This window comes from Paraburkholderia sp. NMBU_R16 (genome assembly GCF_013282575.1).
Classification (GTDB): domain Bacteria; phylum Pseudomonadota; class Gammaproteobacteria; order Burkholderiales; family Burkholderiaceae; genus Trinickia.
On sequence record NZ_JAAAYE010000007.1, the window covers coordinates 1 to 16,175 of the forward strand.

Genomic DNA, 16,175 nt, shown 5'->3' on the forward strand with positions numbered 1-16,175 from the left:
CAGAGTCTCGTGGGCTCGGAGATGTGTATAAGAGACAGGTTCCGGGCTACGCCCTTCACCGCTGCCGCCACGCCAGTACTCTCATCCTGATTGACGCGCTGCTCTCATCTTGTTTGACGCGCGGCAGCAGCACATAACCGACGCCGCGCACGGTTCGAATCAGCTCGGCGCCGAGCTTGCTCCTGAGCCGATGAATATGCACTTCCACCGCGTTGCTCTCCACCTCCTGTCCCCAGCTATACAGGTGCTGCTCGATCTGTTCGCGCGAGAGGACGCGGCCCGCATTGAGCATCAGCACGTGCAACAGATCGAACTCGCGGTTGGTCAAGGTGACCGGCATGCCCAAGCGATATACGGTACGCGACGCCGGCTCGAGTACGATGTCTTGCGCCCGAATCTGCTCGCGCGGTCTGCCGTGCGAGCGGCGTACCAGCGCCCGCAGCCGGGCACCGAGCTCATCGAGATCGATCGGCTTGACGACATAGTCGTCGGCACCGATGTCGAGCCCACGTATACGATCCGGCACGGCGTCACGTGCGGTGAGTACCAGAATAGGCAGTTCCACGCCCGCGAGCCGCACGGTTCGCAGCACCTCGAGGCCATCCACGCCCGGCAGCCCCAGGTCGAGTACCGCGGCCGCGAACGGCTCGCCACGCAGCTCGCGCTGCGCGGCCTCGCCATCGCGGACCCAGTCCACCTGAAAGCCCTGCTGCCGCAAACCGGCTCGTATGCCGTCCCCCAGCAGCGGATCGTCTTCGACAAGGAGAATGCGCACGGAAGTCTGCTCGCTGTCGAACTCAGTCGCCGTCGCTATCGCCGCCACCGCCGCGCGCCGATGCGGAATGGCCTGCGGCCGGATTCGACGATTGCGCCGGCGGCGCTGCGTGCCACTGCGTCCACCACCAGGCGAGTGCAGCTGCGACGACCAGCGCCGCAACCACCCGATGCGCGCTTCGGATGCCCTCGCCGGTACGGCCGGATTTGTATCCTGTCACCATGGCGCCGATGAGATTCTCCCGATGCAGGAGACTACTCGCCACAACGGCCACGACGTGAACGATCACGAGCGCGAGCATCGCGTTGGCCATGCCCTCATGAAGTTCTTCGAGCCACTCGCCGCCCGTGCCGGTATACGCTGCCCAACCGCTCGCGCCAACCGCGCCGGTCATGAGCAGCATCGCCAGAATCGCTAGCGCGCCGGCCGGGTTATGCCCGACGTATCGCTCCGGACGGCGCGTCACCAGGCTCGCCAGGTATCGCATGACCGCCGCCGGAGAGCGCACGAACGCGGCAAACCGTGCGTACCGCGTGCCCGCCAGCCCCCAGAAGATCCGAAACGCAATCAGGCCCAGCATCGTGTATCCGAGCGTCACGTGAAGCAAACGCCATCGTTCGCTTTCCGCCGTCAGCCAGGCGCCAGCAAACGAGGCCACCATGAGCCAATGGAACACACGCACGGGCGCGTCCCATACGAGGATCCGGACTGTGCCGGACGAGCGGGCCTTCCCGTCAACGCGGGATGCGAATGTATCGTTCATCAAAGTTTCCTTGATCTGCCCGGGTATGACAGGCGGCGCAGTTCGAAGCGCTTTTGACTGCCGGAAGTCGCCACGTCGACGCCGGAACTTCGTCGTGCGTGGCGATGAACCATCTCGAACGCGTAATGCGGTCCTCGGGCGGTGCGCTCGCCGCGCGTCCCGCATTTGCCGCATGCGCCGTGAGCCAGAGCTCGATCTGCTTTACGGAAGCCGGGTCCAGCGAGGCGTTCGTGCCGAAGTGGCGATCGAGGTTGTTCAGGATGTGCCGCCAGGAATCGGCCGGCAGCATGCCGGGCGGATAGGCGACATGACAGGCCGCGCATTCCTGCCGATATGCGGGCAACGGTGTCACGGACTTCACCTGCGGCCCATCTTCGGCGAATGCGGCACCCATGAGCGCCGTGGAAACGAGTGCGGCCCAGGCTCGGGTTGCAATGGAGGCGATTCGGACGCTCACGCTTTGCTCCTCGCGAAGTAATCGATGTGGAGTACTACGGTTTGAGCGCGATCAGCCAGCTCAGAATGTCCGCCTTCTCCGAGGCCGTGCACTCGCGCCCAACCACATCTGTGCAATTGCGGCGAAACCACTTTTCCGTCTTGGCCGAGTCCCTGAAACGCTCCGGATTGAACGCCGGAGCAAGCGGTGCGATGGTTTTGCCGGTGGCTGCGTGCTGCCCGTTGCCAGTCGGCGTGACGCCGTGGCAAGTCGCGCAGGCCCACTCACGTCCATGCCGCGTGGTGAAGAACTGCTGACCGCGCGACGGTACCGGTGCGGCCCCGGATTGCGCGGTGTAGCCGTTCAGGATCTGCGCGGGCGATTGCGCGTACGCAGGCAAGCCCGCCACGCCCGCAATCAAACCGAAGACATACAACGAACGAAGTGCGCGTAGGCGCCAGGACGTAAGCATCGCAATTTCTCCTGTCGATGCTTTGCATGTTCGGGCCGCTTCCTTACCGGATTCTTAACATCGGCATGAAGCCATTTTTCGCCAGCAGCCCACGGTGCGCGTTGACCTGTATCAACCCTGTCGAATCCCGCGCCCGCAGCTCGTGTGGCTCACGTACGTCATCGCTCGGCATCCTGTTCCCTGCTGGCGTCGCACAACACCTCGGTCTCGCGCGCACCCGGTCGTGATTCGCCGCGAGTTGCGAGCGGCGCGGCCTGCCATTCACGCCAGACGGCGAGCAGCGTCGCCATGACGAACGGACCAATGAAGAGACCGACGAGACCGAACGCAGCGATGCCGCCAAAAATGCCGAAGATTACGAGAAGAAACGGCATGTGCCCGCTACTGCTGATAACGAGCGGGCGAATGAGGTTGTCGATCCAACTGACGATAACCGTCCCCCACAGCAGCAACCCGATGCCTGCCCACATGTGGCCGTTCATGAGCAGGACCAGGCCGACCGGCGCCCAGACGAGCGGTGTGCCGAACGGCAGTAGCGCCGCGAGCCCAGTCAACACTGCCAGCAGCAGCGGCGCGCCGACGCCCGCGGCCCAGTAGCCGATGCCGGCAAGCGCGCCTTGGGCCGCCGCTGTGACCACGATGCCGAGCACGACAGAGCGGCACACATCGCCGAAGGCGGCCAGATAGATATCCAGTCGCTCGCCGAGGTAAGGCTTCAGCGCCTGCCGGACCTGGCCGAGCAGCGTTTCTCCATCCCGAAAGGCGAAGAACAGCGTCAGCACAGCGAAGCCAAACTTGACGCCATTGCGGCCAACGCCTCCCGCGAGCTGTGCCGCCTCGCCGATCCAGCGGTTGCCCCACTGCGCCAGTTGCGCTCGCCATGCCGACGGTTCGTGCGTGAAGTCGTCGAGCAATGTCTGCAACCACGCACCGAGCCATGGAACGGAGCTCAGTGCGCGCGGCAGCGTGCGGTGTCCGTCGGACAGCCATGTGCCCATCTCGCGAAAGAACCCTATGGCTTCCCGCGTGAGCGGCATCATGAGCAGCAGCATCGGCACGACAAGGCCCAACGCAAGGATCGCCGTCATCAGAAAAGCGGCGAACGACCGCCGGCCGCCCAACGCGTTTCGCATACGCTCATAGAGCGGCCATGTTACATACGCAATGATGAACGCCCACGCAATTGGGATTGCGAACGGACGCAGCACGAGATAGCCGAGCAGCAGGAGCACGGTCAGAAGACATGCGAGCACCACCTGCTTGCCCGTGGGCGTTGTCATGTCCGCTCCGTGCTTGTTGTGCGAGCTGCGCGGTTCGGCACCGAACGGTGTCGGGCGCGGCGAGCGAGATGACGGCGCGCCAGATACTTCTCGAACTCGACGAGCGCGAATACGGCGGCGGATACCGCCAGCGCGAGTGCCAACTCGGGAAGGCTGAGGGCAGACGTGCGCAGCAGCCTGTTGAGCGCCGGAACATAGATGGCGGCCATTTGCAAAGCGATCGTCGCCGCCACCGCACCGACGAGCGGCAGATTCGAACGCAGTCCCTGTGTGAACAGCGAGCGATGCTCCGAACGGATCGCCAGCACGTGTCCCATTTGCGAAAGCGCGAGCACGGTGAAAGTCATGGTCTGCCATCCGGCATGACCGCCCCGCAGCGCCCAGATCTGCATGCAAACGGTGGCTGCCGCCATGGCGAGCCCGCCCCATAGAATGTGCTGCCACATACCGTATGCGAAAAGGCTCTCGTCGGGTGGCCGCGGACCTTTTTGCATGATAGTCGGCTCCGCTGGCTCGGCCGCCAGGGCAAGGCCGGGCAATCCGTCCGTGAGCAGATTGATCCATAGGATATGAATCGGGAGCAACGGTACCGGAAGGCCTAGCACGGGTGAAGCGGCGATGACCCAGATCTCGGCTGCGTTGCAGGTCAGGATGTAGCGCACGAACTTCCTGATGTTGTCGAAGATGCGCCGGCCCTCCTCGATGGCGGCCACGATCGTCGCGAAATCGTCGTCGAGCAGTACGATGCTCGCTGCTTCCCGAGCGACGTCCGTACCCGCGCGTCCCATCGCCACGCCGACGTTGGCGCGCGCGAGTGCCGGCGCATCGTTCACGCCATCCCCGGTCATCGCGACATAATGGCCGCGCGCCTGGATGGCATCGACGATGCGGATTTTCTGCGCCGGATCCAGGCGCGCGAAGACTTTTACATGCTCGATGCGTCCTGCGAGCTCGCCGTCGGTCAGCCCGGCGAGCTCGCGCCCCGTCATGACCGTATCGCCCTCTCCGAGCATGCCGAGCGAACGCGCGATCGCCCGAGCCGTCACAGGATGGTCGCCAGTGACCATGATAGGCGTGATCCCCGCCGTCTTGCACCGTTCGATCGCCTCCGCCACACCGGGCCGCGGCGAATCGCGCATCCCCACAAGGCCGAGCAACACCAGGTCTTGCTCAACGGTCTCCGGTACGCTCTCGGGTGGGGGTAGTGCCGGCCACGACCGCCGCGCGATCGCGAGTACGCGCAGGCCGTCCGCCGCCATGTCGCTCGCGGCGCAGAGCAGCGCCCTGCGGTCGAAATCGTTGCTGCCCGCCATGGAAGTGCAGCGATCGATCACCGTCTCCGGCGCCCCCTTCGTATACGCCACGAAGCCGTCTGTCGAACGGTGAATCGTCGTCATTCGCTTGCGATCCGAATCGAATGCGAATTCCATGCAGCGCGGCATCGATCGCTCGAGCTGGCGACGATCGAATCCCGAATCCGCCGCTGCGCGCCATAACGCTACTTCGGTCGGATCGCCAGCGGGCTCTCCGCGTGCGCCGTATTCGGCATCGTTGCTCAACGCAGCGGCTTCGAGCAATTGCGCGGTCACGCCTTCGCGGCTGGCCGACGCCACGGCCACCCGTGCGCCGCCGCATGGATAAAGCTCGACCGTTCGCAGTTCGTTGACTGTCAGTGTGCCGGTTTTGTCGGTGCAGATATAGCTTACCGATCCGAGCGTCTCGACCGCGGGCAGGCTGCGTACCAGCGCACTGCGTCGCGCCATCGCGCGAGCGCCCAGGGCAAGCATGACCGTTACGACGGCGGGCAACGTCTCGGGAATGGCAGCAACCGCCAGGCTCATGGCAGTCAACAGCATCAGGAGTGCCGCTTCGCCACGCAAAATGCCCGCCGCGAAGATCATGGTGCACAACGCCAGAATGAGCACGGCGAGGTGGCGTCCGAAGGCAGCGAGACGTGTTTGCAGAGGCGTCGCCGCAGGCTGCACCCGTTCCAGCAGCGCCGCGACGCGCCCGAGTTGCGTGTCCATCCCGGTCGCCACCACCAGGCCGCGCGCGCGTCCGTACGTGACCGTCGTCCCCTTGAAAGCCATGTTCGTCCGGTCGGCGAGCGGCAGTTCCGGATCGTCGAGCGCCGCGACGCTCTTATCGACCGGCGCGGCTTCGCCCGTCAGCGTGGCTTCGCTCACCCGGAGCTGGGGCGCATCGATGAGGCGCACGTCGGCCGGCACGGTGCCGCCAGCCTCGAGTAGCACGACATCGCCGGGCACGAGCGAGGACGCCGGCACCGTCGAACGTTGCCCGTCGCGGATCACGCTCGCCTGTGGCGCCGCCAGCCGCTTGAGTTCCTCCATGGCCCGCTCGGCGCGCAAGCTCTGGACGAAGCCGATGCCCGCGTTCAGTACAACGATCGCAACGATTACGATCGAATCCTCCACGTCGCCGATCAAGCCCGAGACGATCGAGACCGCCACGAGCACGAGAATCATGAAATCGCGAAACTGTGCGACGAACTGCGCGATGAGGCTGCGGCGCTTCGCCCCGACAATCTCGTTGGGCCCATGCCGTTCGAGGCGGCGCAACGCATCCTCGCTGCCGAGGCCGCTCGCGGCGTCCGACGCGAAGTGGCGCGCCACTGCCTGCGCGCTTTGCGTGTGCCAAGGATCGGTCATGCGCTCACCCCTACGGTGTCCGGTGACGGTCGACGCGCCTCACGTTCGCGCCGCCCCCAGGCGCAACGCGTTACCGATGACCGAGACCGAGCTCAGTGCCATCGCGGCGCTTGCGACGATGGGGCTCAGCAGGATGCCGAACCACCTCAGGCTACATCGGTCCCTCAGGCGCGTCTTGATGCACGTCAACGGGTTTCGTCGCAGCGCCACCAGCGGCCAAACGTGCTCAGTGGGTCCTGCAAGACGAAGATGCGAGCCGATGATTGACCTGCATCAAACGAGCCGCGTGCCGGCGGCGTAGTGTGTTCTCATGCTGGCTAGATTCGGGTCGGTTGACGGCGCATAGCTTGCCGCGACGCGTGACATCGCCCGAACGCGCTGGCCCCTTCGGGATCGGTGTATGAAAACACGCACGCTTTGGAATTCATTGCTTCTGACGATCGTGCTCGGACTGTCCGGATGCGGCTACAACACCATCCAAACGCAGGACGAGCAGGTCAAGGCAAGCTGGTCGGAGGTGCTGAACCAATATCAGCGCCGCGCCGACCTCGTACCGAATCTCGTCAATACGGTAAAAGGCTATGCGAGCCAGGAAAAGAGCGTGCTCGTCAGCGTGACGCAAGCGCGAGCACAAGTCGGCTCGATCCGGGCGACGCCGGAGCTGCTTTCCGATCCCCAGGCATTCGCGAAATTCGAGGCCGCCCAGGGGCAGCTCACTTCGTCCTTGTCGAGGCTGCTGGTGGTCTCCGAGAACTACCCTCAGTTGAAATCCGATGCGAACTTTCGGGACTTGCAGTCGCAGCTCGAGGGAACGGAGAATCGCATCGCGGTCGCAAGAAACCGGTACATTCGTTCGGTTCAGGTGTACAACACGACCGTCCGGTCGTTCCCCGCCAACCTGACGGCAAAAGCGTTCGGCTATCAGGAAAAGCCGAATTTCTCCGTTGCCAATGAAGCCGAGGTCTCGCGACCGCCGCGCGTAGAGTTCGATGCGACGCCGGCATCGGCAGGGGGAGCGTCCAATTGAAGGTTGCACGTGCGGCGATCGCACTATTCATCGCATTGTTCGCCTTTGGCGGCACTGGCGTTCGAGCCGACGTACCCGTGCCGAGCCTGAACGCTCGGGTTACCGATGCAACCGGCACACTCACGGACGAGCAAAAAGTCACGCTGGAGCAAACGCTCGCGGATTTCGAAGCAAAGAAGGGTGCGCAAATCGCCGTCGTCATCGTGCCGACGACCGCGCCCGAGACCATCGAGCAGTATTCGATACGCGTCGCCGAGCAGTGGAAGCTGGGGCGAAAGAACGTCGACGATGGCGCATTGCTCGTCGTCGCCAAAAACGACCGCACGTTGCGCATCGAGGTCGGATACGGGCTGGAAGGCGCGCTAACCGATGTCGCAAGCCATCGCATCATCGACGAGATCATCGTCCCGAGATTCAGGCAAGGCGATTTCTACGGCGGCGTTTCGGCGGGCATCGAAAGCATGATGCGCGTCGTCAACGGTGAGCCGTTGCCGCCGCCGAGCGAACGGCATCGCGGCTCCAACGGCATCGGCGCGTTGCTGCCGGTACTGTTCGTCCTCATCGTGGTCGGCGGTGGCGTACTGCGCGCGGTGTTGGGCAGGCTACCCGGAGCGCTGGTTGCCGGTGGCGCCATCGGTTTCATCGCGTGGTTGCTGTCCGGCGCGGTATTGCTCGCCATCGCTGCGGGTGCGGTTGCGCTCGTGCTTACGCTGCTGGGCAGTGCGACGGTCATGCACGCCGGCGGCTGGCCCCTTGGCGGAGGGCGCGGCGGATTCGGAGACCGTTCGAATCGAGACATCTTCAGGGGCGGCGGTGGCGGCTTCGGTGGCGGCGGCGCATCGGGCAGGTGGTAGCCATGGATCTCGGACGACTCGTTAGACACCTATCGATGACTCGCTGGCGCGTGCGAAGCGTCTTTCCCAGGCGGACCTTGCTTGCCATCGACAAGGCCGTGCGGGAAAGCCATCGAGCGCACATCGGCCAAGTCAGGTTCGCCGTCGAAGGTGCATTGCACGGTGCCGCGCTTGTCAAAGGGTTGACGGCCCGCGAGCGTGCAATCGATGTCTTTTCCGAATTGAGAGTCTGGGACACGGAGCACAACAACGGCGTCCTGATCTATCTGCTGCTTGCCGATCGCGATGTGGAGATCATCGCCGACCGCGGTATTCATGCGAAGGTGGGCGACGATGAATGGGAAGCCATCTGCCGAGTCATGGAAACGGATTTTCGCCATGGAAGGTATCAGAGCGGCGTGATCCGCGGCGTGGAGCAGGTAACGGAACTGCTCAACAAGCACTTTCCCGCTCGCGGAGCGTCGCGCGAAGAACTGCCGAGCGGCCCTGTCGTGCTGTGAACTCGCGCGCGTCCCCTCGCTTGCGCGCCGATACCCACCCGATCCCTGCCCACACGTGGCCGTTCACGAACGGACGGCCGCGGGCGGCCGGATTTTGCATCGCAGACCTAAAGTCGACGCCCGCGCGACCGTTATAAGTGACGTAAGCATGCCGCGCAACGACCCGCTGCCGAGAGGACACGCCAGCCGGCAAGCATGGGCAGCGCGAGTCGCGCGGCTTACCCCCATCGGACGAAACCGTAGTACTAGGAGGCGAGTTGCATCGACGCATGCTCCGGTCCGCTGAAGCGGACCGCGACCGGTTTCTCGGACTCTATGTTTTTCTCGTGGCGGGCCTGGTCGCGGCAGCGGCGCTGTTCATCTACGAGGCGCGCCTCATCGTCGAAGACAACGCGAACGATGAAGAAGCGTTCGCCGTGCTGCTGGCCGGCAACCAGGTATTGCACGACATCGAAAACGCGGAGACGGGCCAGCGTGGCTATCTGCTCACAGGCGGCAGCGCTTATCTGGAACCGTACCGTCAGGGCGTGGACGATCTCGACGACACGATGCCCAAACTGCGCCAAGCCGTAGCCGCGGACCCGGATTCGGTCGACCTCGTCCGCAAGATCGAGCGTGCCAAGTCGGAAAAAGTCATGGAGCTCGCACGTACGATCGGCCTGGCTCAATCCGGCAATCGCGAAGCCGCACTCGCCTTCGTCCGGACCAATGAAGGCAAAGGCATCATGGATGCACTGCGCCGCGATCTGGAGCTCTTGCTGGATCGGTGGAGATACCGCCGCAGCTTGGCGACACGGGATGCGCATACTCGCGTGATCTTCGAAAGCGCGGCGCTCGCAGCGATTGCCGCGCTGGTCTGCGGCCTCATCGGCTATGCGGCTTTCGTTCAGCGTCGGGCGTTCGCGAGTGCGCGCGAGGCTTCGATCTTGCTGACCGAACAGGCCACGCACGATGCGCTGACCGACTTGCCGAACCGCCGGCACTTGCTGAACGCGCTCGACGCGTTGACGATCGAGTGCACCCAGGAAGGCGTGAGGGCTACCCTGCTCTATCTCGACATCGACGGTTTCAAATCGGTGAACGATACGCTCGGTCACGCCGCGGGCGATGCATTGCTCTGCGAACTCGCACGCGCGTTGCGCGCGACGATCGACGAGGGTGACCTGCTGGCGCGCGTGGGCGGCGACGAATTCGTCGTGCTCACGCGGCGCAATGCGGATGACGCGCAGCTAAGGGCGCTCGCGCAACGGTTGATTGCATGCGTGAGCGCGACCGGAGAACGCGAGTACGCAGGCCGGTTCGCAATCGGTGTGAGCATCGGGATCACGACCATCCCAGATCGCGCGAGCACGGGCCTCGAGTTGCTCGATGTCGCGGACAGCGCGATGTATCGCGCGAAGCGGGCCGGTCGATCGCAGTATGCATTCGGCGCCGCCTCGGACAAGCCGTTCTCGAACGTCGTGTCGCTGGTGCGTTAGCCGCGCCGCCAGGCGGACGGTGAGCTCGCGCTCGACAGAACGAACGACACCCGCTATGCCGTAGTCGTCGACTGCCCCCGATGGATGTCTTCCAGCCGCAGCTTTCGAGTCTCGATGCCGCACGCGAACGTCAACGCGGCGCTCAACGTCATCGAAACGGCCCCCACCAGCGCGATGTTCGCGATCGAGGGTGCCGCAAATCCCACCGCGGTCGACGCAATGATCGCCACGCCACCCGCCTTGCTCGCACCGGCCGCATAGCCGGTTCCGCGCGATCGCACGCCGGTCGGATAAATCTCGGCGCTATAGACCGAGAGCACCGCCACGACGGAGCTGATTCCCCAGATAGGCACGGTCAGCAGCAAATAAAGCAGGCTGCGATGCCGGACCACGAAGTCCGGGGCCAACGCGAATCCGAACAAGGCAGCGGCCGTCAACGACGTCAACACGATGATGGTCTTCTTGCTGCTCCAAAATCCATACATCCAGGCCACGACGAAAGTCAGCGGAAAGCCCATCAAAGCAGCATTGCGCAGAAGGGCATCGGGCTGCGTGAAACCCAGCATGCGCAAATTAGTGGGAATCCAGAGGTTGAAACCGAATAGAACCAGCCCCGAGCTGATTGCCAGACAACCGATGACGCCAGTGCTCGAGCGAAGCCGGGGACTCACGAGCTCGCTCCACGCATCGGTCGGTCGCGCCGCGGACGGCGGCACCGTTTCGCTTTCAACGATCGCCGCACCATAGCGGGCCATGACGATGCGCGCTTCGCGCTCGCGCCCATGACGGAGCAAGAACCGCGGAGACTCCGGCATCCACCGATTGAGCACGATGAAGAGCGCACCCGTGGGCAGTCCGATCAGCCACAGGATGCGCCAGCTGAACAGCGGCACCAATTCGGCGGACAGCCAACTCGTCAATACATAAGCGCCCGCGATGTCCCCGCCGATCAGGATCATGACCCAGCCGCGATGGCGAGCGGGGATCGTTTCAGCCAGAAGCGCATAGCAAATAGGCAGCATCCCGCCCACCGCGAGGCCCATGACGAAACACATGACGAGATTCCACCCGAAGCTCGGCATCGCACCGCAGATCGACGTCCCCATGAATGCTATGCCCGCATAGAGAATCGATGCGCGCCTTCCGATCTTGTCGCCCAGCCATCCCCATAGGAACGAGCCGAACACGGTGCCCGTCGCCGAAGCGAGCGCGATCCAGACGACCGGAGTCGTGCCGGTCGGTACGAGCGGCGACTTGAGCCCGTATTCCAGCGCCATGCCGGGCATGACGAATGCCAGGGCCGTCGGTTTCATGACGTCGATGGTCACCGCCAATGCCATTGCGAGCAGCAAGCGGTAATGCGCCGGGCCGAGCGGGACGTCGTCGAGCGCGGCCACTCGAATCCTGGAGCCTGCGCGCGCTTCGCCGGGCGCCGCCGGAGGAACCAACCCATACAGGCTGACGGCGAGGCCTACGATGATCGCGGCCATGCCAGCCTCCATCGTCGCATCCATCGGCATACCGACGAGCCGATAGCCGATATGCCGGCCCATCAGATACATCGGCAAATGCGCGAGCACACCGGCGATGACGGCGATGACGCCGAGCCAGAACGCCGCCGGGCGATAAAAGGTCAGCCCGCGCGATGCGGCATCCTGCTCTGCTCGATTTCGGTCCATCGGCATCCTATGGCATAAAGCTGAAAGTCGACGCTGTCCGGATTGACAGCGTGTCGAAAAAAGGCCTCGCGCGCAGTCTACCGGCCGAGCCGGAAGACACGACGCGCGACGAGCAGCGGCAAGCGCAGCACGAAACCCACGAGCAACCGCGCGTGCATCCAGCTCAGCAGCGCGTTATCGCGGCAATAATGAAAGTGCGAGACGCCACCTTCCTCACGCTTGAAATAGCGCACGGGCGCGTCGATGTTGATCGGTGCAACGCCGCGCCAGCAAAGCCGCACCGCCGCCTCGGGATCGAAATCGAAGCGCCGCATCCAGCGCTGAGCGTGCATCAGCGCGCGCAGCGGTGCGACAGGATAGACGCGAAACCCATAAAGCGAATCGCCGACGCCGGCCCACAGCGTTTCGACGTTCGCCCAGAAATTCGAGAGTTGCCGACCGAGCACGCGGATACGCGGCGCGGTTTCGTCGAACAACGGCCGCCCGAGCACCATACATTCGGGGCGCGCCGTCGAGGCAGCCATGAAGCGGCCGATCAGCTCGGCCGGATGCTGCCCGTCCGAATCCATCGTGAGCACGTGCGTAAAGCCTTGTGCGGCGGCTGCGTCGAGCCCGGCGAGCACAGCGGCGCCCTTGCCCCCGTTGCGCGACAAGGCGATGACCCGCAAGCCCGGGTCCTGCTCGGCCATGGCCTGAAGGCGCGCGGCACTTCCGTCGGTGCTCCCGTCCACGACGATCCAGACCGGATTCCACTGCTCGCGCGCGCGCCGCACCGTGTCGTAGACCTTCTCTCCCGGGTTGTAGCTCGGGATCAGGACGAGATGCGTGGTCGAAGCAATGGTCATCGGCATGAGAGTGCGGGGGTGCGCAGCATCGATCAGCCCGCGGGCGAATCGTTCGAGAGTTCGGCTTCGTAATACGCGTGCAACTGCGCGACGAAGCTGCGCACCGCGTCCGGATTCGCTTGCGGTGGCGCAAAGCGGCGGCCGAGTCGCACCCGGTAGTTCAGCGGCAGCACCGGCTTGCGCAGGATATGCCATCCCTTCGCGAGAAACGGCGAGCCGGCCTCCACGATGAGCGTCTGCACCGGGACGCTCGCGCGCGCCGCAACGAGCCCGATGCCGGCCTTCAGCGGATTGACGGGCGGCGATTCGGTGCGCGTGCCTTCGGGGAACAACAGCAGCGGATGGCCGCGCCGCAAATCGTCGACGGCGGCCTTGATCATTCCCTTCGGCGCATCGTTCACGATGTAGTCGGCAAGACGCGCGCCGGCACCCAGGAACACGTTGTCGGCGATGTCGCCCTTCATCACACAGCACACGCGCGGCACGCAGGCCGCGATCAGCATCGCGTCGATCAGCGTCGGATGGTTGGGCGCAAGGATCATCGCCGGCTTGCCGCGCAGCGTCGCGAGTTCGGACAGATCGAAACGCGCCGCGCCGAGCGCCGAAAGCGCATGAAAGTAGAGCCGCCAGACGTGTTGAATGACCGCGCGCCCCAGTGTGCGCGCGACATGTCGCGGCAGCAGTACCCGCAACAGAGCGGCAAACGGCAGCCACCCCAGGCAGGCGATCGCGAGCAGCAGCAGGCCCAAGTAGAAAACCACGTACTGACGCAGCGCCTCGAGTCCGCGCGATACCGGGTCGATGCTGACGCGTTCGGTCGACGGAGGTCCGGCGTAGCTCACGCGAATACCTCGACAGGATGGCCGCCGCTCGCCTCGATCTCGAGCAGCAAGTCTGCACGGCAAACGTCGGCATGCAGATAAAGCACGCGCAACGAAGACCCGCACCGCGCGCGCAACACCTCGTCGATCGCGGCAAGCGCCTGCGCATCGTTCGCGTCGCGCACATAGACCTTGTAGGTCAGCTCAGCGAGTGCCGTTTTGCCCTGGGTTTGGCGCGCGGCTTCGTCGAGCACGGTTTCGATGTTGACCAGCGTCTCGCGCAACTGCGCGATCACATCTCCGCAATGTGCCGTTTCGTGCCCCACGATGCTTGCGGTGCCCGAGACGAACAAGGCCGATTCCCCATCGGAGTCGGCAGCGCCGCACCATGCCGCCGCGCGCGCGAACGTCGGCGCGCTCGGGCCGTATCGAGCCGGATAACGGTAGGCGCTAACCTGCCTGGGATTTTCGATCGCACGGCTGGGCGAGCGGGACGCCAGGAACGACACCGACAACGGCGTCGCGGGCGCCGTATCGCCGACGAGGCTGGCCACGCTGCCGAGCGCGCTTGCGGCCGGCACACTATCGATGACGGGACGCCCGCAGGCCTTGAATGCCCGCTGCCGCCCGGTATTGAACTGGCGATAGCGCTCGCTGCCGAACTGATGTGCGTTGATTGCGGGCACGACATTCCAGATTCTCAGCGGATGCCGCATGTCGAGTGCATCGAGCACGCTGAAGATCGCCTCGTAAGCCGCATACGTAGCGCGTTCGAGCGGCGTCTCGACGCTCGCCTGCGGCACACGTGCGTGCACTTCCTCGTACACTTCGACGCTGCCGAACACGATGCCGGCCGATTCGCTGAACCGGTAGCGCAGCGGACCGTGCCGGCCGTTCGCGAGATCGACGGCATCGCACTGCCAGATTTCGAAACAGGTGTCGCTGCTGTCGTGCACGCGCTCCGAAGCGGGAACGAGCCTCGCCATATGCGCCGGCGCGAGCGGAAGATGAGGCGCCGTCTGAGCGAAGTGCGCCCATTGCGCCGGATCGCCGAAGCATGCAGCACCCAGCGCGCCCGGAAATGCGCGCTCGAACGCCTCGTTTCGCGCATGGGCGGGCTCGGCTTTCAGCATCGCCGCAAGTCGTGCGCCCTCGAGTCGGACGAGCTTCAAAAACGGAAGCGGCATCGAAACCACCTACCCCGCTGCCGTGCGTGCGTCGTCGGCTTGCCGCAACATGCGGCGGCGCGCACGCCACGCACGCAGCGAATTGCGCGCATCGGCCAGCGCCGACAGGTAATAGATGATCTTGAACAAACGCAGCGACGGCCAGATAGGCGTGTTTCCGAAGATATCGCCGGCGAGCAGCGACAGCAGCGCCTCTTTCACGCGGAACATGTTGCGCGGATTCATGAACAGGTTGCGCATCGTCGGCGATGTCATCCGGTAGATGAACCAGGCGAATTGCTTCGGCCCGTGACGTACGCGCCGATCGAATTCGGCGAGCGCCGCGCTCGCTCGTGCCGGATCGCGCAAGCATGTATCGATCGCTTCGGCGCCCATGAACGCGCTTTGCATCGCAAGCATGACGCCGGACGAAAACACCGGGTCGATGAACGCGAACGCATCGCCGAGCAGCAGGAAATTGCGCCCGTGCGTCACGTCGCCCGAATACGAAAAATTGCCGGTCGCTTCCACGCCGGTCACGAGCTCTGCGTGTTCGAGCCGCTTGGCGAGCGGCGCGCACATCGCAATCGTTTCGCGGAAAAACGTCTCGAGCGAGGTGCCTTGCGCTCGCCGCTTCAGATAGTACGGCCATACGACGGCACCGATACTCGTCGCGCCGTCGGCGAGCGGAATGAACCAGAACCAGCCGTGCTCGAACCAATACACGGTGATGTTGCCTTCGTCCGCCCCGGCATGGCGTTGCGCGCCGCGGAAGTGTGCGTACAACGCGCTGCTGTTGTGCTTCTTGTTGCGCTGCTTCGTGCGCATGCGATTGGCCAGCAGCGTATCGCGACCCGACGCGTCGACGACGAAACGCGCACGGCACCGATACGGGCGCCCATCGTCGTGCTTCGCGCTCACGATCGCGCCGCTGCCGTCGCCGAGAAACTCGACGTCGCGGACCTGACAACCTTCGACGACATCGGCGCCATGCGTCGCCGCGTTGCGCAACAGGATTTCATCGAGTTCGGAACGGCGCACCTGATAGGCGTAAGGCATGGATTTGTCCCACGCCTCGGCGAACGGGAAGCGCTGCAGCCGCTGGTCGTGGAACGGAGAAACGAATTCGGCGGCCGGCTTCATCATGCCGATTGCGCGCACGGCTTCGCCGACCCCGAGCCGCTCGAATAGACGCAGGTTCGCGGGCAGCAACGATTCCCCGATGTGAAAACGCGGATGGCGCGCCTTTTCGAGGAGCTGCACGCGATAGCCGGCATCGGCCAGCAACGTTGCAGCGGTCGATCCCGCGGGGCCGCCGCCGATCACGGCAACGTCCCACTCGGTCATCTCGTCAGGGTGCGGCGGATTATTCATGGGCTTGGCCTTTGCTTCATTCGTGCGATATCCGGA

15 protein-coding genes are annotated in these 16,175 nt (G+C 64.5%); 4 read left to right on the plus strand and 11 right to left on the minus strand.

Annotated features, from left to right (window positions below):
* Nucleotides 1-55: 55 nt before the first annotated feature.
* From GWC77_RS04870 to GWC77_RS04895, 6 genes are all read right to left on the minus strand, one after another.
* A complete protein-coding gene (locus tag GWC77_RS04870) occupies nucleotides 56-775 on the minus strand; it encodes a response regulator (RefSeq protein WP_173255747.1) in 720 nt (239 codons plus the stop codon).
* A gap of 22 nt (nucleotides 776-797) precedes the next feature.
* Complete coding sequence (locus GWC77_RS04875; RefSeq protein ID WP_173255748.1) at nucleotides 798-1,538, minus strand: cytochrome b/b6 domain-containing protein; 741 nt, start codon at nucleotides 1,536-1,538, stop codon at nucleotides 798-800.
* Nucleotides 1,510-1,932, minus strand: a complete 423-nt coding sequence (locus GWC77_RS04880; RefSeq protein ID WP_173255866.1) for a diheme cytochrome c — start codon at nucleotides 1,930-1,932, stop codon at nucleotides 1,510-1,512. The genes GWC77_RS04875 and GWC77_RS04880 overlap by 29 nt, the downstream gene beginning before the upstream one ends.
* A gap of 97 nt (nucleotides 1,933-2,029) precedes the next feature.
* Nucleotides 2,030-2,446: a DUF1924 domain-containing protein gene (locus GWC77_RS04885; RefSeq protein WP_173255749.1), complete on the minus strand. Its 417-nt coding sequence runs from the start codon at nucleotides 2,444-2,446 to the stop codon at nucleotides 2,030-2,032.
* Nucleotides 2,447-2,604: 158 nt separating this feature from the next.
* On the minus strand, nucleotides 2,605-3,726 hold the full coding sequence (locus tag GWC77_RS04890; RefSeq protein WP_173255750.1) for an AI-2E family transporter: 1,122 nt from the start codon (nucleotides 3,724-3,726) through the stop codon (nucleotides 2,605-2,607).
* Complete coding sequence (locus GWC77_RS04895) at nucleotides 3,723-6,395, minus strand: cation-translocating P-type ATPase (protein ID WP_173255751.1); 2,673 nt, start codon at nucleotides 6,393-6,395, stop codon at nucleotides 3,723-3,725. The genes GWC77_RS04890 and GWC77_RS04895 overlap by 4 nt, the downstream gene beginning before the upstream one ends.
* A 400-nt stretch (nucleotides 6,396-6,795) precedes the next feature.
* Between GWC77_RS04895 and GWC77_RS04900 the strand changes: the two genes are divergently transcribed.
* From GWC77_RS04900 to GWC77_RS04915, 4 genes are all read left to right on the plus strand, one after another.
* The gene (locus tag GWC77_RS04900; RefSeq protein WP_173255752.1) at nucleotides 6,796-7,422 is read left to right on the plus strand and encodes a LemA family protein; all 627 of its coding nucleotides are present in this window, start codon (nucleotides 6,796-6,798) and stop codon (nucleotides 7,420-7,422) included.
* Nucleotides 7,423-7,439: 17 nt separating this feature from the next.
* The gene (locus GWC77_RS04905; protein ID WP_367949001.1) at nucleotides 7,440-8,276 is read left to right on the plus strand and encodes a YgcG family protein; all 837 of its coding nucleotides are present in this window, start codon (nucleotides 7,440-7,442) and stop codon (nucleotides 8,274-8,276) included.
* A gap of 2 nt (nucleotides 8,277-8,278) precedes the next feature.
* Entirely contained in the window at nucleotides 8,279-8,776 is a 498-nt protein-coding gene (locus tag GWC77_RS04910; protein ID WP_173255754.1) for a TPM domain-containing protein, read from the plus strand.
* 269 nt (nucleotides 8,777-9,045) lie between these two features.
* Nucleotides 9,046-10,254, plus strand: a complete 1,209-nt coding sequence (locus tag GWC77_RS04915; RefSeq protein ID WP_254366811.1) for a diguanylate cyclase — start codon at nucleotides 9,046-9,048, stop codon at nucleotides 10,252-10,254.
* 53 nt (nucleotides 10,255-10,307) lie between these two features.
* Here the strand turns inward: GWC77_RS04915 and GWC77_RS04920 are convergent, their stop codons facing one another.
* The 5 genes from GWC77_RS04920 to GWC77_RS04940 all read right to left on the minus strand — a co-directional run bounded on the left by GWC77_RS04920 (nucleotide 10,308) and on the right by GWC77_RS04940 (nucleotide 16,139).
* Entirely contained in the window at nucleotides 10,308-11,933 is a 1,626-nt protein-coding gene (locus GWC77_RS04920; protein WP_173255756.1) for an MFS transporter, read from the minus strand.
* Nucleotides 11,934-12,010: 77 nt separating this feature from the next.
* Nucleotides 12,011-12,784, minus strand: coding sequence for a glycosyltransferase family 2 protein (locus GWC77_RS04925; protein ID WP_173255757.1), 774 nt, complete (start codon nucleotides 12,782-12,784; stop codon nucleotides 12,011-12,013).
* 26 nt (nucleotides 12,785-12,810) lie between these two features.
* Entirely contained in the window at nucleotides 12,811-13,620 is an 810-nt protein-coding gene (locus tag GWC77_RS04930; protein WP_367948998.1) for a lysophospholipid acyltransferase family protein, read from the minus strand.
* Nucleotides 13,617-14,786 (minus strand): endoribonuclease L-PSP, encoded by a 1,170-nt coding sequence (locus GWC77_RS04935; protein WP_254366812.1) that lies wholly within the window; start codon nucleotides 14,784-14,786, stop codon nucleotides 13,617-13,619. The genes GWC77_RS04930 and GWC77_RS04935 overlap by 4 nt, the downstream gene beginning before the upstream one ends.
* Before the next feature lie 9 nt (nucleotides 14,787-14,795).
* Nucleotides 14,796-16,139: an NAD(P)/FAD-dependent oxidoreductase gene (locus GWC77_RS04940; protein WP_173255758.1), complete on the minus strand. Its 1,344-nt coding sequence runs from the start codon at nucleotides 16,137-16,139 to the stop codon at nucleotides 14,796-14,798.
* Between the last annotated feature and the right edge of the window lie 36 nt (nucleotides 16,140-16,175).